We start from the raw sequence: 25,345 nt of genomic DNA on the forward strand, positions 1-25,345 counted from the left end.
ATCGTCCCGAGGGCCGCGTGAGGCGCCCTTCTCCCCTTGTGGGAGAAGGTGGCCTGGCGGAGCCAGGTCGGATGAGGGGTCTCTCAGACCTCACCGATCAACCCAACAGGAACCTGGACAAAGCGGTGCGACCCCTCATCCGTCAGCTTCGCTGACACCTTCTCCCGCAAGGGGAGAAGGAAACGGATGCTGACCACCCTCGCTGAGCCTGATTGAGTCCTAGCCCTAGGCGCTGTTGGCCAGGGGCGCTGGCAAGAGGCGCTCATAGGTCTCGCGCACGGTCATGTAGCACTCGCAGGCCAGGCTCTCGAGGCCGGCCCGGTCCAGGATGTCCACCACCCCGCGGCGGTAGCGGATATAGCCCCGGGCCTGCAGGCTGCGCGCCACAGCGGTGACCGTGGTCCGCTGGACCCCCAGCATGTCGGCCAGGAACTCCTGGGTCAGGGCCACGGTGTTGGACGAGATCCGGTCGTGGCAGGTCAGAAGCCAGCGGCTGAACCGCGCTTCCACCGAGTGCAGGGCGTTGCAGGCCACCGACTGGATGGCGTGGGCGTAGAGCGCCTCGGTATGCCGTTCCACCATCAGGCGGATGGTCGGGCTGCGCTCCCACGCCTCGCGGAACCTGGCCGCGCCGATCCGCGCGCAGCGGCAGGGCGTCTGGGCCACCGCCCGCGACAGGGCCTGGCGCGGCGCCGCGGCCGTGGTCAGGCCCAAGGCGCCCTCGCGGCCGATGGTGGCGCTTTCAATCGCCGCCCCGTTCTCCATCAGGGTCATCAGCGAGATCACCCCGTCATGGGGAAAATACAGGGTGTCCATGCGGTCACCCGGCTCATACAGCACCCGGCCACGCTCCAGATCGACATCGATCAGCGACCGCGAGAGGAGATCCTGATCGGAGGCCGGCAGGGCGGCCAGGAGGTGGTTGGGCAAAGGTTTGAGTAGCCTGTGCATGGGGATTTAACGCTATCCCCGTGGTCCAGGTTGCAGGCTAGCGGTCCAGGTCGCCGCCGACGGTCGAGTATCCGACACAGGGGACCGTGAAATCGCCGGACCCGCTCAGGTCAAGGCGGACCATGGCTGAGCACCGTTCAGGTCATCGGGTTCGCGGCCCTTGGACAGGATCTGTGGCGAGGGCCGCGAACCCTGAACATCTAGTGGAAATCCAGGCTCTTGCGGCCGCCGAGGTCCGGACGTTCGCCCGTGGCGTTGGCCCGCGCGATCTCCCAGGCGAAGCGTATCGGCCCGGCCTCGGAGATCCACACCTCGGCCTGTTCGCAGTCCAGCCGCAGCAGGGTCAGGCTGGGATCGTCCTTGCCGTCCGGATACCAGGCGGCGACCACGGCGTTCCAATAGCGGTCGATGCGTTCACGGTCGTATTCCAGGGTCAGCCAGCCGTGGACCACGGCCTGGACCTCCTTGGTCTGCAGGATCAGGTGCGCCGCCCGCCCGTCGCCCACCGCCCGCGCCAGGTCGGTGTCGGAGCGGGTGAAGAACCACAGCCGATCCTTATCGCGCTCCAGGAAGGCGGTCATGGGCTGGGTGTGCCGGGGCGCGGCGTCCAGGCCCAGCATGGCGGTCTGATGGTGTTCGATCTGGTCCCAGAGGCGGCGCTGCGCCTCGGCTTGGTCATAGGTCTTCATGGGAAAGCTCCGGTTTCTAGGGGACGCGGCCTAAACCGCCCCTTGCGACCGGGGTTCCAGCCTTCACCTTATGGCCAGGATCTCCACCTCCTGGCCGGCGACCAGGGCCGTATCACCGACCTCCTTGCCGAGCAGGGCCTGGGCCAGGGGCGAGACATAGGACACCGCGCCCTTGGCCGGATCGGCCTCATCCTCGCCGACAATGCGGAAGGTGGAGGTGCGGCCGTCCTCGCGCTCGAAGGTCACTTCGCCGCCGAAGGCCAGCTTGTCGGCGTCGGCCGGCGGCTCGCGCAGCTGGGCGCTGGCCCGGCGGGCGGACCAGTAGCGCAGGTCCCGCGTGGCGCGGGCCATGGCGGTGCGGTCGGCGCTGACCCCGCCCTCGACCTGGGCCGCCGCATAGGCCGCCCGCGCCGCCGCCAGCTCCGCCTCGATCTGGGCCAGGCCCTGTGGCGTCACGAGGTTCGGATGCGGCGAGATCGGCCGGTCCGGCAGGTCGGCGGCCTGGGCCTCGTAGTCTTCCTCGCGGGTGAAGGCGACGCTCAAGCCGGGTTCTCCTCTGGTCCGTCCCCTGACATAGGGCCTTGGCCGGCCTCCGCCAGCGCTTCTTGTTTCAGCCAGTCATGAAACGCGTGAAGCGCCGGGCCGGGCGTCCGCGATTTCAGCCAGGTCAGCCAATAGGCCCCGGTCTCCACCTCGGCGGCGAAGGGCCGGACGAGGCGCCCCGCCGCCAGGGCGCGCTGGAACATGGCGGTGGGGACCAGGGCCACGCCGACCCCCTGTTCGGCGGCCTCCGCCATCAGCCAGGAGCTGTCGAAGACCGGACCCTTCAGGGTGGGGCAGGTCTCGCCGGCGGCGGCGAACCAGTTTGGCCAGTCGTCGGCCCGATAGGATCGCAGCAGAACCTCAGCCGACAGGTCGGCGGGCCGGTTCAGCCGGTCCGCGACCGCCGGGGCGCAGAGCGGGCTCAGGGGCGCCGGGAACAGCCGCGCCGCTTCCGTGCCGTGCCAGGCGCCGTCCCCGAAACGGATAGCGCAGTCCAGTCCCTCGCCGGCCAGGTCCACCCGGTTGTTGTGGGTCGACAGCCTGAGGTCCACGAAAGGGCAGGCGGCCTGGAACCGCGCCATCCGCGGCAGCAGCCAGCCCACGGCGAAGGTGCCCAGGGCTCCAACCGACAGGACTTCTCGCACCTGGCCGGCCTCGAACCGCTCCATGGCCTCTTCCAGCCGCCCGAACGCCTCGCGCAGGCTGGGCAGCAGGGCCAGGCCCTCGTCGGTCAGGGCCAGGCCCCGCGGAAGCCGGCGAAACAGGGTCGCGCCCAGGCGCTGCTCCAGGCCCTTGACCTGGTGGCTGACCGCGGCCTGGGTCACCGACAGCTCCAGGCCCGCGCGCGTGAAGCTCAGGTGCCGCGCCGAGGCCTCGAAGGCTCGCAAGGCGTTCAACGGCAGATGGACGCGGGACATCGACGCCTCAGACCCAAAAATTTCTAGGGGTGGACCTGATCTATCATCGTTTGTGCGCCTCCGTCATCCTGGCCACATTCCGCCCGCTTGAGGTGGAGGAAGATATGGTCGCGCGGCGCAATCTGCTGGTCGGGCTGGGGGCTTCCGGCCTGGGCCTGGCGGCCGGTGGGGGGCGCGAGGGCCTGGCCCTGATCAATCGCGCTTCGTGCGAAACCCCAAGGATACTAACGAATCCGGACAGGCTGCTGGCCGACCTTGAGAGGGACTCCGGCGGCCGTCTGGGTGTCGCCGTCTACGACCTCCAGACTCGTCGACGCTACAGTCATCGGGGACAGGAGCGCTTTCCCATGTGCTCCACCTTCAAGCTTGTCGCCGCCGCGGCGGTGCTTGCGCGTGTCGACAAAGGCCAAGAGGACCTAGGACGTCGCATCGTCTATGACCCCTCCGTCCTGAAGCCCTATTCCCCGGTGACAAAGGCCCAGGTCGGGCCGCCCGGCATGACCGTGGCCGATCTTTGCGCGGCCGCCGTCACGGTCAGCGACAACACGGCGGGCAACCTGATCCTGGAGGCCGTCGGCGGGCCGCAGGGGCTCACGGCCTGGGTCCGCAGCCTGGGAGACAAGACCACCCGGCTCGACCGCTGGGAGGTTGAACTCAACACCGCCGTCCCGGGTGATGTCCGTGACACGACCAGCCCTGACGCCATGCTGTATCTCGTGGAGAAGCTCACCCTCGGAAACGCCCTGTCCACGGCCTCCCGCGACCGGCTGGTCGGATGGATGGTCGCCAACACCACGGGGGACCACCGGCTGCGCGCGGGCCTGCCCGCAGGCTGGCGGGTGGGCGACAAGACAGGCTCGGGCGAGAACCGCACCACCAACGACGTCGCCGTCATCTGGCCGCCGGGTCGCAAGCCCCTGATCATCAGCGCCTACCTGACCGAGGGACCGGCGGGGAACGACGCGCGCAACGCCGTCCTCGCCTCCGTGGCCCGCATCGTCGCCGGAACCCTTTAGCCCGGCATTCCCGGCATCTGCGGCACGCCCTCGGCGACCAGGTGATAGGGCTGGGCGTCCTTCATCCAGATCGCCATCTGCGGGCCCTCGAACACCGACGGATCGTCCAGGGTGCCGATCTTGACGATCACCATGGCGCCGCCGCCGGCGCGGGTGACCAGGTGCGTGCCGCACTTGGGGCAGAACTCGCGGGTCACCGGATTGGCGATGTCGTCGCGGGCGAACTGGGCCGGGGCGCCCTTGGTGTATTTGAACTCGGCCGGACTCATCACCATGAACAGGTTGGCCCCGCCGCCGGTGATGTACTGGCACTCGCGGCAATGGCACTGGCCCTTGAACATCGGCGCGCCGCCCGCCTCATAGCGCACCGAACCGCAATAGCATCCACCCGTCAGGCTCATCTGAGACCTCCCTTGTCCGTTGAGGGAATGGCGCTCCCTTCCGCCTGGGTAAGTCAACCGCCTTGCGCTGGATCAAGGCGCATCCCGCCGATCGCCTCCAGCCAAGGCGCATGAGCGAGCCGACCCCTTATGAGCGCATCGGCGGCCGGGCGGGCGTGCAGGCCCTGACCGACCGCTTCTACGACCTGATGGAGCATGATCCGGCCTACAAGGCCCTGCGCGACCTCCACGCCCCGGACTTGAGGCCGGTCAGCGCCTCCCTGGCTGACTTCCTGATGGGCTGGCTGGGTGGTCCCCGCGACTGGTTCGACGCTCGCCCCGGCATGTGCATGATGAAGGCGCACACCAATGTGCCGATCACCGCCGACACCGCCGAACAGTGGCGCCACGCCATGGCCCGCGCCTTCGCCGACACTGGCGTCGAGCCTGAACTCGCCGCCCAGATCGACCAGATCTTCGGCCGCATGGGCCAGGCGCTACGGATTGACTAGGCCAGGATCCCCGCTCACCCGCAGCGTCGATCCCTAAGATTCGACCACGAAAAACACGAACGCGCTGCGGAGGCGCCGAGGCTACGCCTATCCGCTCATCCCGGCGAAGGCCGGGATCCAGGTGACGGTTGTGGCCCCCGGTCGTGCTGGCCCCGAGCCCTATGATCTGGACCCCGGCCTTCGCCGGGGTGAGCGGTGGAGGGGCGGGACCCCGTTCGTGTTTTTCGTGTTTTTCGTGGTCAATCGTCAGGGCGGCCTAGGCCACCTTGCGCGCCGTCGCCGGCAGGGTGATGGCGGGCAGGGCCTGGAAGGCCGGCCGGGCCAGGTGATAGCCCTGGATGTAGCGCACGCCGATCTGGCGCAGGGCGGCCAGCTCCTCGGCCGTCTCGATCCCCTCGGCGATGACCGTGATCCCCAGGTCCTCGCACATCCGCATCACGCCGGCCACGATGGCGCGCCGGGGCAGGCTCGCGTCGATCCCGCGGATCAGCTCCATATCCAGCTTGATCAGGTCGGTCTGGAACCGAGCCAAGAGGTTCAGCCCCGCATGGCCGGCGCCGAAGTCGTCCAGGGCCGTGCCGAACCCCATTTGCTGGTAGCTGGCGACGATCCCGGCCACGTGGCCCGGATCGGCCATCTGTTCGTTCTCGGTGAACTCAAAGATCAGCCGGTCGGTGGGAAAGCCCGTGGCCCGCGCGGTCTTCAGGGTCAGCTGGATGCAGGCCTTGGGGGAATAGACCGCATTGGGCAGGAAGTTAATCGACAGCTTCGCACCCGTCTCCAGGATGCCCGCGGCCACCGCCGTCTCGATGGCCTTGACCCGGCACTGCTGGTCAAAGGCGTAGCGGATCTCGTCTGTCACCTGGTCCAGCACCCAGCCGGCGCCCTGGCCTTCGGGACCGCGCACCAGGGCCTCATAGGCGAAGGGCTTGCCCGTCTGCAGGTCGACGATGGGCTGGAACGCCATGGCGATGTCGAACGGCAGGCCCGCGCCGTCGCGGCAACCGGCGCATGGGGCCAGGGCGTGCGGGGTCTCAGTCATGGGGCCTCCACCAGCAAGCGACGCGGTCACCTGTGGCAGACCGCGGTTAACACCCGCCAAAAGAGCGTGGGCGCAATGTCGCACCCCCTGGCGGCGGCCTCAGCCTTCGCCGCGCGCCCGGGCCTCGACCTTCTTGCGCTCCATCAGCCGGATGGTGGAGGTGCCCTTGGCCAGCACCTCGCCGGCGGCGTTTTTCAGCTGCCCCTCGACAAAGGCGGTGGACCGCCCACGCCGCTCGATCCAGCCCTCGGCGAACACCGTCCCCGGCCCGGCCGGCGCAAAGAAGCTGACCTTCAGCTCCAGGGACATGGGCGTCACCTCCTCGCCCGTCTCGCTCATCACCGCATGCGCCATGGCCGCGTCGATCCAGCCGCAGATGAAGCCGCCCTGCACCACCCCGCCCGAATGGCACATATGCGCCCCGGCCTCGTATTCGATCACCGCCCGGCCGTTCGCCATCTCGACCACCCGCTGCTGGCCCAGCGTCTCGTGAAGCTGCATCGCGTTTCCGTATCCCCGTTGTGTTTGGGCAAGGGCTTAGGCCTGCGACGCGACGTCTGGCAAGGCGGGGGAGGGGGAGGAGCAGGTGACGCGCATCTCCGCCCCACCGCCCGCGCGCAGATCTCCAGCGCCAGGGCGGGGCGATCCTGGCTCGCTTTGCCCTCGCCGGAGTAGCTCATGGGGTGCTCTTGGGTTGCTGATCCCGATCAAATCAACCATAAGGATTGACGAGAACGAAAGCAGAACTACTCTACTTGTGAGCGAGCCGGGGGGGCGTGGGTGGGCTTCTACTGTTCCTATGCGGCGTTCGAACCAAGGGATCGCGAGGCTCTGCTGGATCGGCTCGGCCTCATCGACAGCGGCGAATCCGGAGACTGGATCGACGGCGACCTCGTCTTGAAGGTGTCGGTCAAGGGCTGGCTGATCCTGGTCGGCGACTACAATCTGTTCGACGCGGCGCGGCTGACCCGGCTCGCGAAACTGGCCGGTGGCGTGGTCGGCGGCCAGGCCGAGGACAATGATTGCGTCGACAGCCTCGCCGCCTATGACACGGCGGGCCAACAACTTTGGTCCGTGTCCTACGGCTACGACAGAGTGCTCGAGGTTGCGGGTGATCCGCCCTCCAGCCTGGAGCGGCTGCGCGCGCCTCTGGAGGCCAAGGCGCAGGCCGACCCGAGCGTCGCCTACCTGTTCGACGCCCCCCTCGATCTCCTGGCGGAGCTCAGCGGCTGGAACCTGCAGGACGATGACCCCGAGGTCGGCTATGTCCGCCTCATTCCTAAGACGCCGGCGAACTGGAAGAGCGTCGCGCCGCCCGTAGTGCTGTCCGGTCCCGACAAGGAACAGGCCCAGGCGGACGCCTTGTACGGCGCCAAGGCCCTGCTTTTCCCGCTGCTGCTCGCTGTGTTGTCGGTGGGCGCGCTGGCCTCTTCCGGTCAGGGGGCCGCCACCTACTTCGCGACGCCGCTCCTGATCTGGCTGTTGGCGGTGATGTTGGATGTCGTCCGGCGGCCCAACTTCACCCACCTCTGGATCGGCTGGGGCCTGGTCTCCCTCGCGATGCTTGCGTTCGTAGCCTTGATGATCAGCGCCGTGTCCGAGCCTTCAGTGGGGTTGAAAGGTGTAGATGTATTGTCACCCCTCATCCTGCTGATTCCCATGGGGTTTGCGCATCAGAGCATGCATAGCCTCGACCCTCCGCCGGTTGCGCCGCGCCTCGGGCTGCGGGATTGGACGGCGCGGCTGGCTGTCCTGCCGATACTGTTCCTGGTGACCACGACCTGGCAGAGTCCGCCGGCGACAGAGGCGAGCTCAATCTTGTGGCAGGCCATGTTCGCCCTTGTGGGCCTTGGCGCGGTGATCTGGTCGCGCCGCAGCGTCTGGGCCATCCGGCTGGTCTGGATCCCCGTCCTGGCCTGGGCGAGCCTCCTGATCCCGGCCCTCAGCAAGCCCTCTCACCGGACCTGGTCGCTGCTGCTCTTCGCGGTCCCGATCCTCATCTCAGGCGGCATCCTGATCATCGCTGAACGCGCCGCCAAGTCGGCCAAGGCCTGACCTCACCCCGCATCTCCGCCCCGCCACACACCGTCACATAAACTTGGTCTGGCCGCCCCATTGCCGCCGGGGAGGGGCGTCATCATCTGCCGGGCTGGGGATACGAGAGGAGAGAGACGAATGTCCGAACCGACCTTCGAACCCGACCGCCGCCCCGACGGCGCCGTCGCCCTCCACTTCACCCCCGCCGAGTGGCGGCATTTCCTGGAAGACCCCAGCTTCCTGGCCGCCGACGACAATCGCTACCTCCCACCCCGCCGCCTGATGGGCGTCGACGTAGTCATCGTCCCGGATCACCGGTTCGGGTGAGGGGGGAGCGCCGGCATCGATGAAGCTATGCAACACTTCTCGGTTGCGTCTAGGGTGCCTTCGCGCCGTTTGTGGGAAGCCATGAAAGTCACCGCTACCCTAACCGTCCTTGCCCTGAGCTGGGTTGGCCCCGCTCACGCCCAGCCGGTGTCAAAGCCAGTGTGGCGCAGCCTCCCTACCCCGGAGGACGTCGCCGCGGCCATGCCGACCCAGGCCATCGCCGCCGGGCAGGGCGGCCTCGCCCGCTTGACTTGTGTGGTGGCTTCCAGCGGTGCGCTCGCTGACTGTGTGATCGCCGGGGAGGAGCCTGCCGGCTTGGGCTTTGGCGCCGCTGCTCTGACGCTCATTCCGAAGATCACCATGGCTCCGGCCTGGAGCGATGGGCGCTCGGCCGTGGGTGAAAGCATCACCTTGCCGCTGCGGTTTGCGGCGCCCGCGCCGCGGCTGGCGGAAGCGCGGTACAAGGGCGGCAGCGCCGGCCGCCTGGGCGGTCCGGGCCCCTACTATCCCGACCGGGCCGCTCGGTTGGGCATTACCGGAACCGCCGTAATCGAGTGTGACCTCGCGCCGGACGGCGGGCTTGGGGCCTGCAAAGTGCTGGGCGAGGCTCCAGCTAACGAGGATTTCGCGAATGCCGCAATGGTCATGGCGGCGCGCGGTCACCTCAAGGCGGAGACGCGGCCTGGCGCGACGGCTAAGGAGCGCGTCCGGGTGAAGGTGGTGTTTGGCCCGGGCTAGGTGGATCGTCTTTCCGAGCCAGGTGTACGGCGCGGTCAGCGCTCAAACTCCAACTGTCATCCCGGCCGCAGCGTAGCGGAGAGCCGGGACCCATAGACACAGGTCTGGCCGGATAATCTCGCGCGTATGGGTCCCGGACAAGCCGCTCGCGCGGCTTTCCGGGATGACAGCGTGGGGACGGACCAGCCAACAAAAAACCCCTCCGGCTCGCACCGGAGGGGTCTTCTGTTAGCCCAGCGGCCTGACGGCCCGCGGGCTTAGTAGCCTTGGATGCGGGCGTAGCGGTCACGGTGGTAGGCTTGGCTGCCGAAGGCGGCTTCGCAGGCGCGGGCGCGCTTCAGGTAGAAGCCGGCGTCGTGGGCGTCGGTCATGCCGATGCCGCCGTGCATCTGGACCATTTCGTTCGACACCAGGTGGAAGGTGTCGCCCATCTTGGCTTTGGCCAGGGAGACCAGCTCCGGCACGTCCGGCGAGCCGGCGTCGATCGCCTGAAGGGCGGCTTCGACGGCCGAGCGGGCCAGTTCCAGGTCGGTGAACATCTTGGCCGCGCGGTGTTGCAGGGCCTGGAACGAACCGATGACCTGGCCGAACTGAACGCGGACCTTCAGGTAGTCGAGGGTGGTCTCGAAGGCCTGGACAGCGGCGCCCAGCATTTCGGCGCAGACGCCCGCGCGGGCGCGGTCGAGGGTGGCTTCCAGAACCGGCCAGCCCTTGCCTTCCTCGCCCAGCAGTTCACCGGCGGCGCCGTTGAACTCGATGTTGGAGGCGCCGCGGCTGTCGGCCAGCTTCAGGGTCTGCTTCTTCACGCCGGCGTCGTCGGCCTTGACCAGGAACAGGCTGATGCCGTCGGTGTCGCCCGGCTTGCCCGAGGTGCGGGCCGAGACGATCAGCAGGTCGGCGGCGGGGCCTTCCAGCACGAAGGTCTTCTTGCCGGTCAGCTTGTAGCCCGAGCCGGCCTTCTCAGCCTTCAGGGCGACCTTTTCCGGCGCGTGGTGCGCGCCTTCGTCCACCGCCAGGGTGGCGACGACGGCGCCCTCGGCGATCTTCGGCAGCCATTCGCCCTTCTGGGCGTCGGAGCCGCCCAGGATCAGGGCGCTGGCGCCGGCCAGGCCCGAGGCCAGCAGCGGCGAGGCGGTCAGGGTGCGGCCCATTTCCTCAAGGATGAGGCCCAGCGACAGGTAGCCGAAGTTCGAGCCACCGAAGTCTTCCGGGATGATCACCCCGGCCCAGCCCATCTCGGCCTGCTCGGCCCAGGCGGCCTTGTCGAAGCCAATTTCGACGCCGCTGTCGCGCATCTTGCGGAAGGCGGTGACCGGGCTCTTTTCCTGCACCCAGCTCTTCGCCGCGTCGCGCAGCATGCTCTGTTCTTCGTTCAGAACGGCCATTTGTTTCTAGTCCCTATGAAATCTTCAATGTCGGTCGTCGAGGCGGGCGCCCTTATGGGTCAGATGCTAGCCACCTGACCCCAGGGCGCCCAAGGCCTCAGTTGTTTTGGGTGTGGTCGGGCAGGCCCAGGATGCGCTTGGAAATGATGTTGTTCTGCACTTCCTGGCTGCCGCCGTAGATCGTGGTGGCCTTGCCGCCCAGCCAGGAGCGCACGGCGGTGAGCTCGTCGGCGTTGAAGGCGTCGCCTTCCCAGCCCAGGCCCTGGTGACCCATGATCTCCAGCGTCAGCTCGGCCTTGTCCTGCATCCAGCGGGTGCCGGCGTTCTTCATGATCGAGGTGGCGGCGGACGGGCCGGAATTGCCCTTGGCCTCCATCATCGCCCGCACCGCCGTCTGTTGGAAGGCGCGGCCGTCGATCTCGTTCATGATCACGCGGGTGCGCAGGTCCAGGTCGGCCAGGCGGCCGGCCTCATCCGTACCCACATAGTCCTTGGCCAGCTTCGGCAGCGGCTTGGCGCCGCCGAACCCACCGCCGCCACCGGCGCCGGACAGGCCCGAACGCTCATGCTGCAGCAGGCGCTTGGCGATGGTCCAGCCGCCGTTCAGCGGACCGACCAGGTCCTTCTTCTCGGCGCGGGCGTTGGTCAGGAAGGTTTCGCAGAAGGGCGAATTGCCGGCGATCAGCTTGATCGGCCGCACTTCGACGCCTGGCTGGTGCATGGTGAAGAGGACGAAGGAAATGCCCTCGTGCTTCTTCGACGTGTCCGTGCGCACCAGGCAGAAGCACCAGTCGGCGTACTGGGCGCCGGAGGTCCAGATCTTCTGGCCGTTGATCAGGTAGTGGTCGCCCTTGTCCTCGGCGCGGGTCTGCAGCGCGGCGAGGTCGGAGCCGGCGCCCGGCTCGGAGAAGCCCTGGCACCACTGGATGTCCCCGCGGCAGATCGCCGGGATGTGTTCTTTCTTCTGATCCTCGGTGCCGTACTCGAGCAGGGTCGGGCCGAACATCATGACGCCCATGCCGCCGATCGGGTTATAGGCCCCGGCGCGGCCGAACTCCTGCTGGATGACCCGGCCCTCGGCCGCCGACAGGCCGCCGCCGCCGTATTCCGCCGGCCAGGTGGGGGTGCCCCAACCCTTGGCCCCGACGGCCTTGCGCCAGGCTTCCTGGTCCTCGGTGGGCTTGGACCGTTCTTCCCGCATCATCGGGTTCGGTCGGCCCTTCAACGAAGCCGGGAAGTTGGCCTCGACCCACGCGCGAACCTCGCCGCGGAAAGCGTCGAGATCACCGCCTCCAAAGTCAGCCATCAAATGTCTCCATCAAAAAAAGTCGTTTCAAAACGTCGTCTCTAACCGCTCATCCCGGCGAATGCCGGGATCCAGATTCAGCCGCCGAGCCTGATCCTTGGCCCGCCCTGATCCAGACCTTTGACCTGGATCCCGGCATTCGCCGGGATGAGCGGGGTGGGGGGCAGGCCCGAGCCTGATCCAGCTACGTCAACTCCCTAATGGCTTTGGGTCAGATCGGGGAGTCCCAGGATGCGTTTCGAGATGATGTTGTTCTGAACCTCGTTCGAGCCGCCGTAGATCGAGCCGGCCTTGCCGGACAGCCAGGTGCGCACCGCGGCCAGTTCCTCGGCCGTGAAATCGCCGCCCTCCCAGCCCAGGCCCTGGTGGCCCATGAACTCGAGCGTCAGCTCGGCCTTGTCCTGGGCGACCTTCATGTTGGCGTTCTTCATGATCGAGGTCGCCGCCGACGGGCCGGAATTGCCCTTGGCCTCCAGGGCCGCACGCAGCACCGTCTGCTGCAGGGCCTTGGCGTCGATTTCGTTCAGGATGATGCGGGTGCGCAGGTCGGTGTCGGCCAGCCGGCCTTGCTCGTCCTCGCCCACATACTTCTTGGCCACCACGCCCAGGGCCGGTTCCTTGACCTTGGACGAACCCATGCGGCCGCCCATGCCCGAACGTTCATGCTGCAGCAGGCGCTTGGCCACGCTCCAGCCGCCGTTCAGCGGGCCGATCAGGTTTTCCTTGGGCACCTGAACGTCGGTGAAGAAGGTTTCGCAGAAGGGCGAGTTGCCGGCGATCAGCTTGATCGGACGGACTTCGACGCCCGGCTGGTGCATGGAGAACACCACGAAGGAGATGCCCTCGTGCTTCTTGGACTGGTCGGTGCGCACCAGGCAGAAGATCATGTCGGCGTACTGGCCGCCGGAGGTCCAGATCTTCGAACCGTTGACCAGGAAGTGGTCGCCCTTGTCCTCGGCCTTGGTCTGCAGGGACGCCAGGTCAGAGCCGGCGCCCGGCTCGGAAAAGCCCTGGCACCAGCGCACCTTGCCGGTGGCGATGTCGGGGATGTAGCGCTGCTTCTGCTCTTCGGTGCCGTATTCCAACAGGGTCGGGCCGAACATGTTCACGCCCATGCCGACGATCGGGTTGACCGCGCCGATGGCGGCCATTTCCTGCTGCAGCACCCGGGCCTCAGCCGTCGAAAGACCGCCGCCGCCCAGCGCTTTCGGCCAAGTGGGAACGCCCCAGCCCTTGGCGCCCATGCGCTCCTTCCAGACCGCGAGGTCGCCCTCGGGCTTGGCCGGGCTCATGATCGCCGCTTCCAGGGCGGCTTTGTCAGCGCCCAGCGACTTGGGGAAATTCGCCGCGAGCCATTCACGCGCTTCGGCGCGGAAGGCCTCGGTATCGGCCCCTCCGAAATCAGCCATCAAAAATTCTCCCTAAAAATCATTATCTTATATCTTAGTATAACACGAAATTCGGCCGTGATGAGTCCCGCTTACTTGGGGTCAGGCAGGCCGAGCACGCGCTTGGAGACGACGTTGAGATTGATCTCCGAGGTGCCGCCCTCGATGGAGTTGCCCTTGGAGCGAAGCCAGGTGCGGACAGCGGCCAGTTCGGGGGCGGAATAGCCCTCGCCGGTCCAGCCCAGCCCCGCGGTCCCCAGGGCCTCGACGATCAGCTCGTTGCGGTCCTGGGCGATCTTGGCGCCGGCGTACTTCATGATCGAGGTGGCGGCGGACGGGCCATTGCCGGCCCGGGCCTCGTCGGCGGCGCGGCGCACGGTCTGCTGGAAGGCCTGGGCCTCCATCAGGTGCTCGATGGCCCGGCGGCGCAGGTCGGAATCGGCGACGCGGCCGGTCTCGTCCAGGCCCACATAGTCCTTCAGAGCGCCCATCACGGTCAGGGCGTTCACCGGCGCGCCGATGGAGGCGCCGCCCAGGCCGGCCGAGATGTTGTCGCGTTCGAACTGCAGCAGGCGCTTGGCCACCGTCCAGCCGCCGTTCAGCGGGCCGAACAGCTGGTCCTTCGGGACCTTCACGTCGGTGAAGAAGGTCTCGCAGAAGGGCGAAGTGCCGTTGATCAGCCGGATCGGCCGGACCTCGACGCCGGGCGTCTTCATATCGATCAGCACGAAGGAGATGCCCTCGTGCTTCTTCGAACTATCCGTTCGCACCAGGCAGAAGCACCAGTCGGCGAGATTGGCGCCCGAGGTCCAGATCTTGGAGCCGTTGATCAGCCAGTGGTCGCCCTTGTCTTCGCAGCGGGTCTGCAGCGAGGCCAGGTCGGAGCCGGAGCCGGGCTCGGAATAGCCCTGGCACCAGCGCACCGTGCCGGTGATGATCCCGGGCAGGTGCTGACGCTTCAGCGCCTCGGTCCCGTACTCGATCAGGGTCGGGCCGAACATCATCACACCCATGCCGCCGATCGGGTTGCGGGCGCCGACGGCGGCCATTTCCTCGGCCAGGACGCGGGCCTCTTGGCGGGACAGACCGCCGCCGCCGTATTCCGCCGGCCAGGTGGGAACGCCCCAGCCCTTGGCGCCCATGCGCTCGCGCCAAAGCTTGGCTTCGGGGCTCTCAGGTTGGGCCTGCATGGCCGCCAGCTGGGCCGCGGGATCGGCCTTCAGGCTGGCGGGGAAGTTCTCCGCAAGCCAGGCGCGGGCCTCCGCCCGGAACGTCTCGGCGTCGCCACCAAAGTCAGCCATGGAAATTCGCCTTCAAAATCGTCGGGTTGGAGAACGACGCCGCCCGCCGAAATTTCGGGCGGCGCCTGGTCTTAAAGCTTACTTCGGATCGGGCAGGCCGAGCACCCGCTTGGACACCACGTTGATATTGATCTCCGAGGTGCCGCCCTCGATGGAGTTGCCCTTGGAGCGCAGCCAGCCGCGGGTCGCCAGGATCTCGTGGTTCGAGTAACCCTCGCCCTCCCAGCCCAGGCCTTGCGAGCCCAGGGCCTCGACCATCAGTTCCGAGCGTTCCTGGGCGAAGGAAGCCGCCGCGTACTTGATGATGGAGGTCGCCGCCGACGGGCCGTTGGACGCCTTGGCCTCCGCCGCGATCCGCGAGATCGTCATGTAGAAGCAGCGGAAGTCCATGTTGTTCTTGGTGATCCGCGAGCGCAGATCGGGGTCGGCCACCGCGCCGGTCTCGTCGGCGCCGATATACGTCTTGGCCAGCTGGCCCAGGTCGCCCGCCGCTCCGCCGGCGCCGCCGCCGGAGCCGAAGCCGCCAGAGATGTTCTGGCGCTCATACTGCAGCAGGCGCTTGGCGATCTCCCAACCGCCGTTCAGGGCGCCGACCATGTTGGCCTTGGGCACCTTCACGTCGGTGAAGAAGGTTTCGCAGAACGGGCTCTCGCCGCTGATCAGCTGGATCGGGCGGGTCTCGACGCCCGGGCTGGTCATGTCGATCAGCACGAAGGAGATGCCCTCGTGCTTCTTCGAGGTGTCGGTGCGCACCAGGCAGAAGCACCAGTCGGCCTTGTTGGCGTAGCTGGTCCAGATCTTGGAGCCGTTGATCAGCCAGTGGTCGCCCTTGTCCTCGCAGCGGGTCTGCAGGCCGGCGAGGTCCGAGCCGGCGCCCGGTTCGGAATAGCCCTGGCACCAGCGGGCGTCGCCGTTGATGATCTTGGGCAGGAATTCCTTCTTCTGCGCCTCGTTGGCGTATTCCAGCAGCACCGGGCCCAGCATCCAGATGCCGAACGAGGCCAGGGGCTGGCGGTACTTGCCGGCCGAAAGCTCCTGCTCGAACACCCGCGCCTGGGCCGGGGTCAGGCCGCCGCCGCCGTATTCCTTGGGCCAGGTCGGGGCGGTGAGGCCCTTGGCCGCAGCGGCGCGCATCCATTGGATCTGCGGATCGTTGGAGCCGGCGAAGGCGCGGCCGCCCCACATGGCTTCCGGGTCGACCTCAGCGTTCGGATCGCGCAGGGCCGCAGGATAGTTGGCCTCAAGCCAGCCGCGGATTTCCGTACGGAACGCGTCCAGGTCGCCGCCGCCGAAGTCGGCCATGATGATCTCCCGTCAGGTCTAAAAACGTCCGGGGCACCTTAGCGTCGGGCGCCCCAAGAGCAAGGAAAACGAACGCTTGTTTGACTTACGGACAAGCGGTGGCTGTGGATGCGCGACCGGGGTAAGAAGCGGACAACTTTGACGATCCACGGACGGGGCATGCGATTCGGCTCTGAACTGAAGCCCGCCCTCTTTTCGGTTGTCCCGATCCTTGGGGCGACCCTGACCCTCATGGCTGGGGTCCTGCTGATCTGGTCCGGCGCGACGCCGTCCGTGCCCGATCACTTCATGATCGTGTGGCGACACACCCCGGCGATCCTGATCGAGACCAGCCACTTCCTGTCCAGCGTCATGGGCCTGGTGCTGGTGATGCTGGCCTTTGGCCTGCGCGCCCGCCTGAACGGGGCCTGGGCGGCCACGGTCGCGGCCCTGCTGATCGCCGCGCCCCTGGCCCTGTTGAAGGGCTTCGTGTGGGAAGAGGCCCTGGCCCTGCTGGTCCTGGCCCTGGTGCTGGCGCCGTTCCGCACCGCCTTCCCCCGGGCCTCGAACCTGACGCGGATGGAGATCACCCCCGGCTGGCTGGTGTCCGCCCTGGCCATGGTGATCGGGGTGGGGCTCCTGGGCCTGTGGTCCTTCGAGCACGCCGACTATGGCGACCAGCCGTTCTGGAAGACCATGGCCGACGCCGACGCCGCCCGCTCTATCCGGGCCTGGGGCGGGACCGCCATCGCCCTGGTGATCTTCGGTGTCTGGCGCCTGTTCGCCACCGTCGCCACGCCCAAGGTGGTGGGCGAGGGCGATCCGGACTTCCAGCAGGTCCGCGCCATCCTGGCCAAGGCGGAGTTGGCCGAGCCGACCTCGAACGTCGCCCTCTTGGGGGACAAGCGGTTTCTGTTCTCGCCCTCGGGCGAAAGCTTCCTGATGTTCGCCGTCCGCGGCCGCTCCTGGATCGCCCTGGGCGCGCCGGTGGGGCGTCGGTCGGAACGACTGGACCTCCTGTGGCGCTTCCGGGAACTGGCGGACGCCCACGCCGCCCGGCCCTGTCTCTATTCGATCGGCGCCGAAGACCTGCCCGACGTGGTCGAGCTGGGCTTCTCGATCCAGAAGGTCGGCGAGCTGGCGGCCCTGCCCCTGGCCAATTTCCAGATCGACGGCACCAAGCGCGGCAACCTGCGGCGCGCCTGGAAGAAGCTGGGGGCGGAAGGCGCGACTTTCGAGGTCGTCCGGCCGCCAAACGTCCAGGCGATCCTGCCGGACCTGGCCGCGATCTCCGAGGCCTGGCTGGCGCACCACGCCGGCGGCGAGAAGGGCTTCTCCATGGGCGGGTTCCACCCCGGCTATGTGGCCGAGTTCCCGGTCGCGGTGGCCCGCTGGGAGGGCCGCATCGTCGCCTTCGCTACCCTATGGCCCACGGCCGCCAAGACCGCCTTTTCCACCGATCTGATGCGCTACGCCGACGACGCGCCGAAACGGATCATGGACTACCTCTTCGTCGAGGTGATCAACTGGGGCCGCGCCGAGGGCTATGGGGCCATGGAGTTCGGCATGGCGCCCCTGGCCGGGCTCGAGGACCGCCCCCTGGCGCCGATCCTGTCGCGGGTCGGCAACCTGGTGTTCGAGCGGGGCGAGGACCTCTACAATTTCCAGGGCGTGCGCATGTACAAGGATAAGTGGGATCCGCTCTGGCATCCCCGCTACATCGCCGCCCCGCACAAGTGGATGATCCCCATCCTGCTGGCCGATGTCGGGCTGCTGTCCTCGGGCGGCGTCGCCGGCCTCGCCAAGCGCTCCCGAAAGCCGGATGAACCCGCCACGGTCCCCGCCGCGGCCTAGTCCTAGCGACCTGTGGTCACGCCCAGCAGGTTCACCAGGTGGACGGTGAACACCAGGGCGCCCGTGGCGCAGACCACCATCAGCGCCCTCCAGGGGATCAGCCGTGGCCCGCGGATCGGATTGGGCGGGCGCGCGCCGCGCCAGCCGCAGAAGACGCCGGCCGCCGTCAGGCTGAGGGCGGCCCATAGGGTGGGAACAAGATCCATCTGCGACGCCCTACCGCAGCCGGTCGCGAACGGCAAAGGTGAACGAAGCGTTAACCCTTAAGACGCTGTTAACCATGATTGGGCTTGGGTTTACGGGGCTTTCCCCGTCATCCACAGGCAATCGCGTCAGACGCAAGATGTAGCGTTAACCTCGCGTTTACACCCCAAGGATCGGTGGCTAGCGTCCAATGAGCAGTGCCAGGAGATCGATTCGGGATGAGTTCGGGGGCGCCATGGAGCGTCAAGGGCATCGACCCTAAGGCGCGGGAGGTCGCAAAAGACCTTGCCCGTCGCGAGGGGTTGACTCTTGGCGAATGGCTCAACCGGATGATCCTGGAAGAGGAGGGGCCTGAGGAGATCACCTCAGAGGCCTACTTCACCGACACCAAGTTCCTGGATCCCGAGCCTGAGGGCGCGGTCGAGCGCCCCGCCCGGACCTATTACGAGACCCCGCGCGCCGAGCCGACCTACGCTGAGGCGCCGCGGCGAGAGCCCGCCCGTCCTGAGCCCGCCCGCGCCGAAGCGCCGCCGGCGCGCTGGGAAGCCCCCGAGCATCCCGCCGACGAGATCGGCCGCGTCGCCCTGGCCCTGGATCGGCTGACCGAGCGGATCGAGACGTCCGAGGGCCGCACCGGTCTGGCCATCACCGGGGTCGAGCACTCGGTGCGCGACGCCATCTCCCGCATCGAGGCCGCTGAACGCGAGAGCGTCGCCGTCGCCGCCCGCTTCGAGGGCGCGGTCGGCGAGGTCCAGACCGAGCAGTCGCGGATCGCCGAACGGCTTCGCCGCATGGAGACCGAGGCCGCCGGCCCGCGCTCGGCCGAGGCCCTGCGCGCCCTGGAGCAGGCGCTCGGCAAGGTCGCCAACCATCTCTACGAGGGCGAGGCCCGCACCCGCGAAACCCTGACCGCCCTGCGCCAGCGGGTGGAGCGGCACGAGACCGCAGCCGGCGCTCCGGTCGACGTCATCGAGGAAGTGGTCAACCGCGTCGGCGCCCGCCTGTCGGAAGTCGAGGCGCGCACCACCGAGGCCATGGAAGGCCTGCGCGCGGCCTTCTCCGGCCTGGACGATCGGGTGAAGTCTGTCGAGGGCGGCTCCTCGCCGGCGATCGACCAGCGCCTGGAACTCCTGGCCGCCAACCTGACCAACCGGGTAGAGGCCAGTCGGGCCGAGATCGCCCAGAAGCTTCAGACCGTCAGCGAAGGCCGGTTCGACCGTATGGAGCGCAAGCTCGCGGAGATGGCCGAGAATGTCCGCCGGGCCGAGCACCGCTCCGCCCAGGCCATCGAGAAGATGGGCCGCGAGGTCCTGACCATGGCCGACACGCTTAATCGCCGGGTCCAGAACACCGAGCACCGCAGCGCTGACGCCATCGAACAGGTGGGCGGCGAGGTGGCGCGGATCGCCCAGGCCATGGAGACGCGGCTGTCGCGCAGCGACAATCTGCACGCCGAGGCCCTGGAAAAGCTGGGCGCCGAGATCAGCCGCATCTCCGACCGCCTGACCGAACGGATCGCCAGCTCCGAGCGTCGCTCCGCCCAGGCCATCGACGATGTGGGCGAGCAGGTGGCCCGGGTCACCGAGCGCATCAACCAGCGGTCCGAGCGCGCCTCCGACGACCTGGTCGAGCGCATCCGCCAGAGCGAGGAGCGCACCGCGCGCCTGCTGGAGGAAGCCCGCGAGAAGATCGACCAGCGCCTGGCCGAGACCGGCCGCAAGGTGCAGGAGACCATCGCCGCGACCCCGGCCGCCGCGGCTCCCGCGCCAGTCATCGTCAAGCACGAGCCCCCGGCTTCGCCCTTTGGCGACGATCCCTTCCCGAGCTTCGGCGCGCCCGCCGAACTGGACAGCGATCCCCTGGCCCGCCAGGCCTTCGCCCCGCCGATCACCCCCGCGGAAACCGGCCAGGCCTATTCGGCCCCGTTCCCGAACGAGCCCCAGCGTCCGGACTTCGACGCCGAGGACTTCGCCGCCGCCGACGGTTTCGCCGACCTGCCGCCCGAGGCCGACGAGGACTTCGCCGACCTGGCGGCGGACGCCGAGCCGGAGGTTGAAGACCTGCCGGGCGTCGGCCCCGGATTCGACGTTGATCCGGAACCGGCCTTCCAGGCGCAGGCGCCGGGCCGGCCCTTGTCCACCCGCGAAGTCATCGAGCAGGCGCGCGCCGCCGCCCGCATGGCCAGCCAGCAGGACGCCAAGGGCCGCAAGGCCAAGGCGCCCAAGCTGGCGAAAGCGGACAAGGCCGAGAAGGCGGACAAGGCGGAGCGGGGCGAGAAGTCGTCGCTGTTCTCGGCCTTCACCAACCGACCGAAGCGCCGGGCCGGATCGTCGCTGCAGACCGCCCTGATGATCGTCGGCGGCGCCGCCGCCCTCAGTGTCAGCGCGGCCGGCGTCGTTCTGATGGAAGGCAAGCCTAACGGCGCGCCGCCCAAGCGGGTCGCCGACGCCATCGACGCGATGTCGGGCGGGTCCAAGGAAATCAAGACCGCCGAGGCCGACACCACGCCGTTCGGCGACAGCCCGCGGGTCTCCGTGGCCCTGGCGCCCCAGGCCGTGAGCCAGATGGGCGCGACCCCGGCCGGCGCCACCGGCGTCGACACCGCCGATCTGGCGGCGCGCTTCGGCGCGGCGTCCGCCGCCGTTGAGGCCGCCAAGCCGGGTGGGATCGAGGACCTGCGCAAGGTCGCCCAAGCCGGCTATGCGCCCGCCCAGTTCTATCTCGCCCGCCTGTACGAAAACGGCGACGGCGGGGTGAAGAAGGACCCGGTCGAGGCCCGTCGCTGGACCGAGCGCGCGGCCGAAGGCGGCGAACGCAAGGCCATGCACAATCTCGGCATCGCCTATTTCTCGGGGTCGGGCGGGGCCAAGAACTCCACCATGGCCGCCCAATGGTTCCGGCGCGCCGCCGACCTGGGCCTGGTCGACAGCCAGTACAATCTGGCCGCCCTCTATGAACAGGGCCTGGGCGTCAGCAAGAACAACGCCGAGGCCTACAAGTGGTACCTGATCGCCGCCCGCACCGGCGACGGCGACGCCCGCAAGCATGCGGACCAGCTCAAGGCCACCCTGTCCACCGACGCCCGGATCGTGGCCGAACGCGCGGCCCAGGCCTTCCGCCCGGCCCAGCCGAACCCCTCGGTCCTGCCCACCGCCCAGGCCGAGGTCGGGGCTCCGGCCTCTACCGTGTCCATGGCCCAGCGCGCCCTGTCCCGGCTGGGCTACTACCAGGGTCCGACGGACGGCTCGGCCTCGCCGGCCCTGAAGATGGCGGTCGCCGCCTACCAGCGTGACCAGGGCGCGCCCGCCACCGGCGTGCTCGACCCGACCACGGTCTCGCGTCTCTCGGTCTTCACCCGCTGATTTGACTCTTCCCGCCGGCGTGGTCTTCTTCCCAAAGGCCAGCTAAGCTTGGCCGTGGCGATCCGCTCGGAGGCTCCATTTGGACGAAGAGATCGGCGCCCCGCCATCTGTCTGGGCCATCGCCCTCCTGGGCCTGAGCGGGTTTCCCGTGGCGGCCATGGCCTATGCCTATGGCCCGTCCAGCATCTCCGGCCACGGCCTGAACGTCCTGATCACCTGGTCGGCGGTGATGCTCGGCTTCCTGGGCGGCATCCGCTGGGGGCTGGAAAGCGGGCGAAAGGCCCCGCCACGCTGGCCCAGGCTCGCCCTGTCGGCCCTGTTCCCCATCGGCGGCTGGACCCTGTTGGCGGCGCGCGGCGACATCCCGGTGGAATGGATCCTGACCGGCTATATCGCCGCTTACATCCTGCAATGGCTGTTCGACCATTCCGCTCCGGACACCCCGTCGCGCTATCCGCGTCTGATGACCGTGCTGACCCTTGGGGCCTGCGTCTCACTGGCCATGGCCTTGGAAAAAGCCCTGCGGATGTAGTGGGCTAGCGCCCGTCCTCAGTCTCCGGTGAGGGACCGCCAGCCCACCGCATGCACCTTGCTGGCCCCCAGGGCGCCGGCCAGGGGCGGACGGACGAACATCCCCCCGAAGGCCGCGTCGCGCACGTTCAGCCCGCCCGCATAGGCGCCGAAAGCCGGCAGGATCAGCCGTTCGCCATCGGTGATGAAACAACGCCGGCGCACCGTGCCCTTGGCCGTGCTGACCCGCGCGGCCGGATGCAGGTGGCCCGCGACCTCGCCGGCCTGCGGCCCGTCCTGCGGCTCGTGGCGCAGGACCAGGCCCGCCAGCGCCATCTCGTCCACCACTTCGCCCGGCAGGGCGCGGGGGCCGTCGGCGTCGTGATTGCCCACCACCCAGACCAGGGTCCGGCCGCGGGCCAGCGCCTTCAGGCTCTCGGCGTCGCGGGGCGCGAGCCGGTCCTCGGAGCGGCCGTCATGGAAGGTGTCGCCCAGCAGGACGACCACGTCGGGCTGCAGCGCCCCGGTCTCCGCGGTCAGCCGACGCAGGGTCTCGGCGGTGTCATAGGGCGGCAGCATCTGGCCGCGCGCCGCATAGGCGCTGCCCTTCTCCAGGTGCAGGTCGGCGACGATCAGCACCCGCTGGGCCTCCACCCACAGGGCGCCGGAGGCGCGCATCAGGACGTCCAGCCCATAGACGCTGGTCCGCAAGCCGCCGCAGGGGCCGGCTGAGAAGGCGTAGGGGGAGGGGGCCAGGGCGGTCACGCCACCGCCTCGGCGATCAGGTCGGCCTCGGCGTCGGCCAGGATCATGTCGGCGGCGTCGCCGGGCGAGCGCTCCTTGCCGATCTCCAGCATGATCGGCACCGAGAAGGGCGAGACGTGGTCGAGGGGCGCGTGGCGGATGCGGCCCTGGATGCGCTCCAATAGCTGGCCCAGCCGCGCCACGTCGATCAGGCCGGTGGCGGCGTCGTCCCGCGCGCAGCGCAGGAGCAGATGGTCGGGTTGGTGTCTGCGCAGCACGTCGTAGATCAGGTCGGTTGAGAAGGTCACCTGGCGTCCGGACTTCTGATGCTCGCCGGGGAATCGGCGCTCGATCAAGCCGGATATGATGGCGCATCCCTTGAAGGCGCGCTTCATCATGAAGCTCTCGGCCAGCCAGGCCTCCAAGTCGTCGCCCAGCATGTCCTGGGCGAACAGCTCATCCAGGTCCACCTCGTCCAGCGGCTTCAGGGCCCAGACGGCCACCGCATAGTCGTTGCAGACAAAGCCCAGCGGCGCGGCCCCCATCCGCTCCAGCCGCCGGGTCAGCAGCATGGCGAGCGTTGTGTGGGCCAGCCGGCCCTCGAAGGGATAGCAGACCAGGAAGAACCGCTTCCCGCGAGGGAAGGTCTCCACCAGCAGCTCCTCCTCGCGCACGATCAGCGAGCGGGCCTTCTGCATCTCCAGCCATTCGCGCACGTCGGCCGGCAGCACGGCCCAGTGCGCCTCGTCGAACATCAGCTCGCGCACCCGCTTGGCGAGGAAGGTGGACAGGGCGAATTTCGACCCGCCCCAGGACGGCATGCGCGGGTCCTTGTCGGCGGCCGGCGAGACCAGCACGTCCAGGCCGGTCACGGCCACCAGCTTCCAGACCTGGCCGGCGAACACAAAGGTGTCGCCGGGCTCCAGCATCTCCAGATAGCCCTCCTCGACCTCGCCGATCTTGCGCCCGCCGCGCAGGGACTTGCCCATGGCGATGCGCACCGACAGCACGGCCGGCGACAGGATCGCCCCGACGTTCAGGCGGTGCCGCTGGGCGGTGGCGGCGTCGCGCACCCGCCAAAGGCCGTCCTGGCCCTTCACGATCCGCCGGAAGCGGTCATAGGTCTTCAGCGCGTAGCCGCCGGTGGAGACGAAATCCACGACCTGCTCGAAGTCCTCATACTCAAGGTCGCGATAGGGGCCGCTGGCGGTGACCTCGTCATAGAGGGCCAGCAGGTCGAAGGGCTCGGAACAGGCGCAGCCCATGACGTGCTGGGCCAGCACGTCCAGCGCCCCGACCCTCGGCGGGTCGCCGTCAAACCGGTTCTCGGCGATGGCCTCGCGGGCGGCCTGGCACTCCAGCATCTCGAAGCGGTTGGCGGGCACGAACAGGGCGCGGCTCGCCTCGTCCAGCCGGTGGTTGGCCCGGCCGATCCGCTGCACCATCCGGCTCGCGCCCTTGGGCGAGGCCAGCTGGATCACCAGGTCGACATCGCCCCAGTCGATGCCGAGATCGAGGGTCGAGGTGCAGACGACGGCCCGCAGCTCGCCCCGGGCCATGGCGGCCTCGACCTTGCGCCGCTGCTCCGCGGCCAGGCTGCCATGGTGCAGGGCGATGGGCAGGTCGTCGTCGTTGATCCGCCACAGCTCCTGGAAGGCGAATTCGGCCTGGAAGCGGGTGTTGACGAACACCAGGGCCGTCCGCGCCCCCTTAATGGCCTCATAGACCTCGGCCATGGCGTGCTGCGCCGTATGCCCCGCCCACGGCACCCGGCCCTCGGACAACAGCATGTCCACCACCGGCTGCGCCCCGCCGGGACCCCGCACGAGGTCGACGTCTCCTCCCCCGCGCGCAGGCGAGGGAGGAACAAAGCCCAGCCAGCGCTGGATCACGCTCGGGTCGTCCACCGTCGCCGACAGGCCCACCCGGCGCAGGTTCGGCGCAAAGGTCTGCAGCCGCGCCAGGTCGAGCGCCAAGAGGTCGCCCCGCTTGGAGGCGTGGATGGCGTGGATCTCGTCGACGATCACGCAGGCCAGGTCCTGGAAGTAGAGCCTCGCTCCCTCCCAGGCGCAGAACAGGGCCAGCTGCTCGGGCGTGGTGAGCAGGATGTCCGGCGGCTTCACCCGTTGGCGCTGGCGCCGCGAGACGCCGGTGTCGCCGGTGCGGCTCTCGGCCACGATGGGCAGGCCCATCTGGAGGATCGGGGCCATCAGGTTGCGCTCGACATCTACCGCCAGCGCCTTCAGCGGCGAGATATAGAGGGTGTGCAGGCCACGCGGCGTATTGGCCGGCGGTCGTTCGGCAAGCTCGATCAGGCTGGGCAGGAAGCCCGCCAGGGTCTTGCCGCCGCCAGTGGGCGCGATCAGCAGAGCGTCGCGGCCCGCCCGCGCCTTCTCGATCATTTCTAGCTGATGCGGCCGCGCGCTCCAGCCCCGGCCAGCGAACCAGGCGGCGAAACGGTCGGGAAGGAGAGGGGGCGCAAAGCCCGCGTCCGAGGCCATCGCTTCGCCTATAACATGTTCCCGTTCCGTTTCACGCTGAATCCGGCTAGGCAAATTGCGTGAACGCGCTTGCCTCGACCTTCGATCTCGCCCCGGCCCTGGTGGTCCTGCCCGGCCCCCGCGCCGCGGCGGCGGATGCGGCGCGGGCCGAGGCGATCCGCACCCCGGATGCGCGGGACCTGTTCGAGCGCGGCCCAGTGCTGGTGGCCCATGCGGCCATGACCGCGCGCCGCCTGGGGGTGAATGTGCCGCCCCGCGGGCCGGGCCTGTTCGATGCGCTGGAGCTCTACGCCTTCACCCGGCCGGCCCGGTTCTGCGCGCCCTCGGCCGTGGGCCTCGCCCAGGCGCTGGGCCTGG

23 protein-coding genes and 1 pseudogene are annotated in these 25,345 nt (G+C 68.7%); 9 read left to right on the forward strand and 15 right to left on the reverse strand.

Annotated features, from left to right (window positions below):
• Window positions 1-225: 225 nt before the first annotated feature.
• The 4 genes from ACFQ27_RS13660 to ACFQ27_RS13675 form a co-directional block, all read right to left on the reverse strand.
• Window positions 226-930, reverse strand: a complete 705-nt coding sequence (locus tag ACFQ27_RS13660) for a Crp/Fnr family transcriptional regulator (protein ID WP_374345761.1) — start codon at window positions 928-930, stop codon at window positions 226-228.
• Window positions 931-1,151: 221 nt separating this feature from the next.
• Window positions 1,152-1,640, reverse strand: a complete 489-nt coding sequence (locus tag ACFQ27_RS13665; protein ID WP_377353977.1) for a pyridoxamine 5'-phosphate oxidase family protein — start codon at window positions 1,638-1,640, stop codon at window positions 1,152-1,154.
• A 63-nt stretch (window positions 1,641-1,703) separates the two neighbouring features.
• A complete protein-coding gene (greA, locus tag ACFQ27_RS13670; RefSeq protein ID WP_377353979.1) occupies window positions 1,704-2,183 on the reverse strand; it encodes a transcription elongation factor GreA in 480 nt (159 codons plus the stop codon).
• A complete protein-coding gene (locus ACFQ27_RS13675) occupies window positions 2,180-3,100 on the reverse strand; it encodes a LysR family transcriptional regulator (RefSeq protein ID WP_377353980.1) in 921 nt (306 codons plus the stop codon). The genes greA and ACFQ27_RS13675 overlap by 4 nt, the downstream gene beginning before the upstream one ends.
• Before the next feature lie 104 nt (window positions 3,101-3,204).
• On the opposite strand from ACFQ27_RS13675, the gene bla reads away from it, so the two are divergent.
• Window positions 3,205-4,116, forward strand: coding sequence for a class A beta-lactamase (bla, locus tag ACFQ27_RS13680; protein ID WP_377353981.1), 912 nt, complete (start codon window positions 3,205-3,207; stop codon window positions 4,114-4,116).
• Here bla and ACFQ27_RS13685 read toward each other — a convergent pair.
• Window positions 4,113-4,517: a GFA family protein gene (locus ACFQ27_RS13685; RefSeq protein WP_374345755.1), complete on the reverse strand. Its 405-nt coding sequence runs from the start codon at window positions 4,515-4,517 to the stop codon at window positions 4,113-4,115. The genes bla and ACFQ27_RS13685 overlap by 4 nt on opposite strands.
• Window positions 4,518-4,627: 110 nt before the next feature.
• Here ACFQ27_RS13685 and ACFQ27_RS13690 point away from each other — a divergent pair, with 110 nt between their 5' ends.
• On the forward strand, window positions 4,628-5,008 hold the full coding sequence (locus ACFQ27_RS13690; protein WP_374345754.1) for a group II truncated hemoglobin: 381 nt from the start codon (window positions 4,628-4,630) through the stop codon (window positions 5,006-5,008).
• 256 nt (window positions 5,009-5,264) lie between these two features.
• Here the strand turns inward: ACFQ27_RS13690 and ACFQ27_RS13695 are convergent, their stop codons facing one another.
• Complete coding sequence (locus ACFQ27_RS13695) at window positions 5,265-6,050, reverse strand: EAL domain-containing protein (RefSeq protein ID WP_377353982.1); 786 nt, start codon at window positions 6,048-6,050, stop codon at window positions 5,265-5,267.
• Between the two features lie 99 nt (window positions 6,051-6,149).
• Window positions 6,150-6,551, reverse strand: a complete 402-nt coding sequence (locus ACFQ27_RS13700) for a PaaI family thioesterase (protein WP_377353983.1) — start codon at window positions 6,549-6,551, stop codon at window positions 6,150-6,152.
• A 279-nt stretch (window positions 6,552-6,830) separates the two neighbouring features.
• On the opposite strand from ACFQ27_RS13700, the gene ACFQ27_RS13705 reads away from it, so the two are divergent.
• The 3 genes from ACFQ27_RS13705 to ACFQ27_RS13715 all read left to right on the forward strand — a co-directional run bounded on the left by ACFQ27_RS13705 (window position 6,831) and on the right by ACFQ27_RS13715 (window position 9,152).
• Window positions 6,831-8,105: a hypothetical protein gene (locus ACFQ27_RS13705; RefSeq protein ID WP_377353985.1), complete on the forward strand. Its 1,275-nt coding sequence runs from the start codon at window positions 6,831-6,833 to the stop codon at window positions 8,103-8,105.
• Window positions 8,106-8,225: 120 nt separating this feature from the next.
• On the forward strand, window positions 8,226-8,414 hold the full coding sequence (locus tag ACFQ27_RS13710; RefSeq protein ID WP_374345750.1) for a hypothetical protein: 189 nt from the start codon (window positions 8,226-8,228) through the stop codon (window positions 8,412-8,414).
• A gap of 201 nt (window positions 8,415-8,615) precedes the next feature.
• Window positions 8,616-9,152 carry a TonB family protein gene (locus ACFQ27_RS13715; protein ID WP_374345748.1) on the forward strand — a complete coding sequence of 179 codons (537 nt, stop codon included), beginning with the start codon at window positions 8,616-8,618 and terminating at the stop codon, window positions 9,150-9,152.
• Between the two features lie 257 nt (window positions 9,153-9,409).
• Here the strand turns inward: ACFQ27_RS13715 and ACFQ27_RS13720 are convergent, their stop codons facing one another.
• The 5 genes from ACFQ27_RS13720 to ACFQ27_RS13740 form a co-directional block, all read right to left on the reverse strand.
• On the reverse strand, window positions 9,410-10,537 hold the full coding sequence (locus tag ACFQ27_RS13720) for an acyl-CoA dehydrogenase family protein (protein WP_374345747.1): 1,128 nt from the start codon (window positions 10,535-10,537) through the stop codon (window positions 9,410-9,412).
• A 97-nt stretch (window positions 10,538-10,634) separates the two neighbouring features.
• Window positions 10,635-11,843: an acyl-CoA dehydrogenase family protein gene (locus ACFQ27_RS13725; RefSeq protein ID WP_374345746.1), complete on the reverse strand. Its 1,209-nt coding sequence runs from the start codon at window positions 11,841-11,843 to the stop codon at window positions 10,635-10,637.
• A gap of 197 nt (window positions 11,844-12,040) precedes the next feature.
• Entirely contained in the window at window positions 12,041-13,252 is a 1,212-nt protein-coding gene (locus ACFQ27_RS13730) for an acyl-CoA dehydrogenase family protein (protein ID WP_374345745.1), read from the reverse strand.
• 71 nt (window positions 13,253-13,323) lie between these two features.
• A complete protein-coding gene (locus ACFQ27_RS13735; RefSeq protein ID WP_374345744.1) occupies window positions 13,324-14,532 on the reverse strand; it encodes an acyl-CoA dehydrogenase family protein in 1,209 nt (402 codons plus the stop codon).
• Between the two features lie 78 nt (window positions 14,533-14,610).
• Window positions 14,611-15,834 carry an acyl-CoA dehydrogenase family protein gene (locus ACFQ27_RS13740; RefSeq protein WP_374345743.1) on the reverse strand — a complete coding sequence of 408 codons (1,224 nt, stop codon included), beginning with the start codon at window positions 15,832-15,834 and terminating at the stop codon, window positions 14,611-14,613.
• A 159-nt stretch (window positions 15,835-15,993) separates the two neighbouring features.
• On the opposite strand from ACFQ27_RS13740, the gene ACFQ27_RS13745 reads away from it, so the two are divergent.
• Window positions 15,994-17,667 carry a phosphatidylglycerol lysyltransferase domain-containing protein gene (locus ACFQ27_RS13745; protein WP_374345742.1) on the forward strand — a complete coding sequence of 558 codons (1,674 nt, stop codon included), beginning with the start codon at window positions 15,994-15,996 and terminating at the stop codon, window positions 17,665-17,667.
• Between the two features lie 2 nt (window positions 17,668-17,669).
• Here the strand turns inward: ACFQ27_RS13745 and ACFQ27_RS13750 are convergent, their stop codons facing one another.
• Window positions 17,670-17,873 carry a hypothetical protein gene (locus ACFQ27_RS13750; protein WP_374345741.1) on the reverse strand — a complete coding sequence of 68 codons (204 nt, stop codon included), beginning with the start codon at window positions 17,871-17,873 and terminating at the stop codon, window positions 17,670-17,672.
• Between the two features lie 216 nt (window positions 17,874-18,089).
• Here ACFQ27_RS13750 and ACFQ27_RS13755 point away from each other — a divergent pair, with 216 nt between their 5' ends.
• The gene (locus ACFQ27_RS13755; RefSeq protein ID WP_449305013.1) at window positions 18,090-21,233 is read left to right on the forward strand and encodes a peptidoglycan-binding protein; all 3,144 of its coding nucleotides are present in this window, start codon (window positions 18,090-18,092) and stop codon (window positions 21,231-21,233) included.
• A 79-nt stretch (window positions 21,234-21,312) separates the two neighbouring features.
• On the forward strand, window positions 21,313-21,765 hold the full coding sequence (locus ACFQ27_RS13760; protein WP_374345738.1) for a DUF3429 domain-containing protein: 453 nt from the start codon (window positions 21,313-21,315) through the stop codon (window positions 21,763-21,765).
• Between the two features lie 17 nt (window positions 21,766-21,782).
• Here the strand turns inward: ACFQ27_RS13760 and pdeM are convergent, their stop codons facing one another.
• Both pdeM and ACFQ27_RS13770 read right to left on the reverse strand, forming a co-directional pair.
• A complete protein-coding gene (gene pdeM / locus ACFQ27_RS13765; protein WP_374345737.1) occupies window positions 21,783-22,508 on the reverse strand; it encodes a ligase-associated DNA damage response endonuclease PdeM in 726 nt (241 codons plus the stop codon).
• Complete coding sequence (locus ACFQ27_RS13770; RefSeq protein ID WP_377353988.1) at window positions 22,505-24,988, reverse strand: ligase-associated DNA damage response DEXH box helicase; 2,484 nt, start codon at window positions 24,986-24,988, stop codon at window positions 22,505-22,507. Before ACFQ27_RS13770 ends, pdeM begins: the two co-directional genes overlap by 4 nt.
• A 59-nt stretch (window positions 24,989-25,047) precedes the next feature.
• On the opposite strand from ACFQ27_RS13770, the pseudogene ACFQ27_RS13775 reads away from it, so the two are divergent.
• A pseudogene (locus ACFQ27_RS13775) lies at window positions 25,048-25,345 on the forward strand (ATP-dependent DNA helicase); the annotation flags it as partial.

The sequence above is a fragment of the Phenylobacterium conjunctum genome (assembly GCF_042679085.1).
Lineage (GTDB): Bacteria > Pseudomonadota > Alphaproteobacteria > Caulobacterales > Caulobacteraceae > Phenylobacterium > Phenylobacterium conjunctum.

Excerpts from the sequence above, each read along its gene's own strand:
- ACFQ27_RS13685 (WP_374345755.1), bottom strand. The coding sequence starts at position 4,517 with ATGAGCCTGACGGGTGGATGCTATTGCGGTTCGGTGCGCTATGAGGCG.
- ACFQ27_RS13710 (WP_374345750.1), top strand. The coding sequence starts at position 8,226 with ATGTCCGAACCGACCTTCGAACCCGACCGCCGCCCCGACGGCGCCGTC.
- ACFQ27_RS13735 (WP_374345744.1), bottom strand. The coding sequence starts at position 14,532 with ATGGCTGACTTTGGTGGCGACGCCGAGACGTTCCGGGCGGAGGCCCGC.
- ACFQ27_RS13720 (WP_374345747.1), bottom strand. The coding sequence starts at position 10,537 with ATGGCCGTTCTGAACGAAGAACAGAGCATGCTGCGCGACGCGGCGAAG.
- ACFQ27_RS13695 (WP_377353982.1), bottom strand. The coding sequence starts at position 6,050 with ATGACTGAGACCCCGCACGCCCTGGCCCCATGCGCCGGTTGCCGCGAC.
- ACFQ27_RS13730 (WP_374345745.1), bottom strand. The coding sequence starts at position 13,252 with ATGGCTGATTTCGGAGGGGCCGATACCGAGGCCTTCCGCGCCGAAGCG.
- ACFQ27_RS13745 (WP_374345742.1), top strand. The coding sequence starts at position 15,994 with ATGCGATTCGGCTCTGAACTGAAGCCCGCCCTCTTTTCGGTTGTCCCG.
- ACFQ27_RS13675 (WP_377353980.1), bottom strand. The coding sequence starts at position 3,100 with ATGTCCCGCGTCCATCTGCCGTTGAACGCCTTGCGAGCCTTCGAGGCC.
- ACFQ27_RS13690 (WP_374345754.1), top strand. The coding sequence starts at position 4,628 with ATGAGCGAGCCGACCCCTTATGAGCGCATCGGCGGCCGGGCGGGCGTG.
- bla (WP_377353981.1), top strand. The coding sequence starts at position 3,205 with ATGGTCGCGCGGCGCAATCTGCTGGTCGGGCTGGGGGCTTCCGGCCTG.
- ACFQ27_RS13665 (WP_377353977.1), bottom strand. The coding sequence starts at position 1,640 with ATGAAGACCTATGACCAAGCCGAGGCGCAGCGCCGCCTCTGGGACCAG.
- ACFQ27_RS13750 (WP_374345741.1), bottom strand. The coding sequence starts at position 17,873 with ATGGATCTTGTTCCCACCCTATGGGCCGCCCTCAGCCTGACGGCGGCC.
- ACFQ27_RS13740 (WP_374345743.1), bottom strand. The coding sequence starts at position 15,834 with ATGGCCGACTTCGGCGGCGGCGACCTGGACGCGTTCCGTACGGAAATC.
- ACFQ27_RS13770 (WP_377353988.1), bottom strand. The coding sequence starts at position 24,988 with ATGGCCTCGGACGCGGGCTTTGCGCCCCCTCTCCTTCCCGACCGTTTC.
- ACFQ27_RS13755 (WP_449305013.1), top strand. The coding sequence starts at position 18,090 with ATGAGTTCGGGGGCGCCATGGAGCGTCAAGGGCATCGACCCTAAGGCG.
- ACFQ27_RS13700 (WP_377353983.1), bottom strand. The coding sequence starts at position 6,551 with ATGCAGCTTCACGAGACGCTGGGCCAGCAGCGGGTGGTCGAGATGGCG.
- ACFQ27_RS13715 (WP_374345748.1), top strand. The coding sequence starts at position 8,616 with ATGCCGACCCAGGCCATCGCCGCCGGGCAGGGCGGCCTCGCCCGCTTG.
- ACFQ27_RS13725 (WP_374345746.1), bottom strand. The coding sequence starts at position 11,843 with ATGGCTGACTTTGGAGGCGGTGATCTCGACGCTTTCCGCGGCGAGGTT.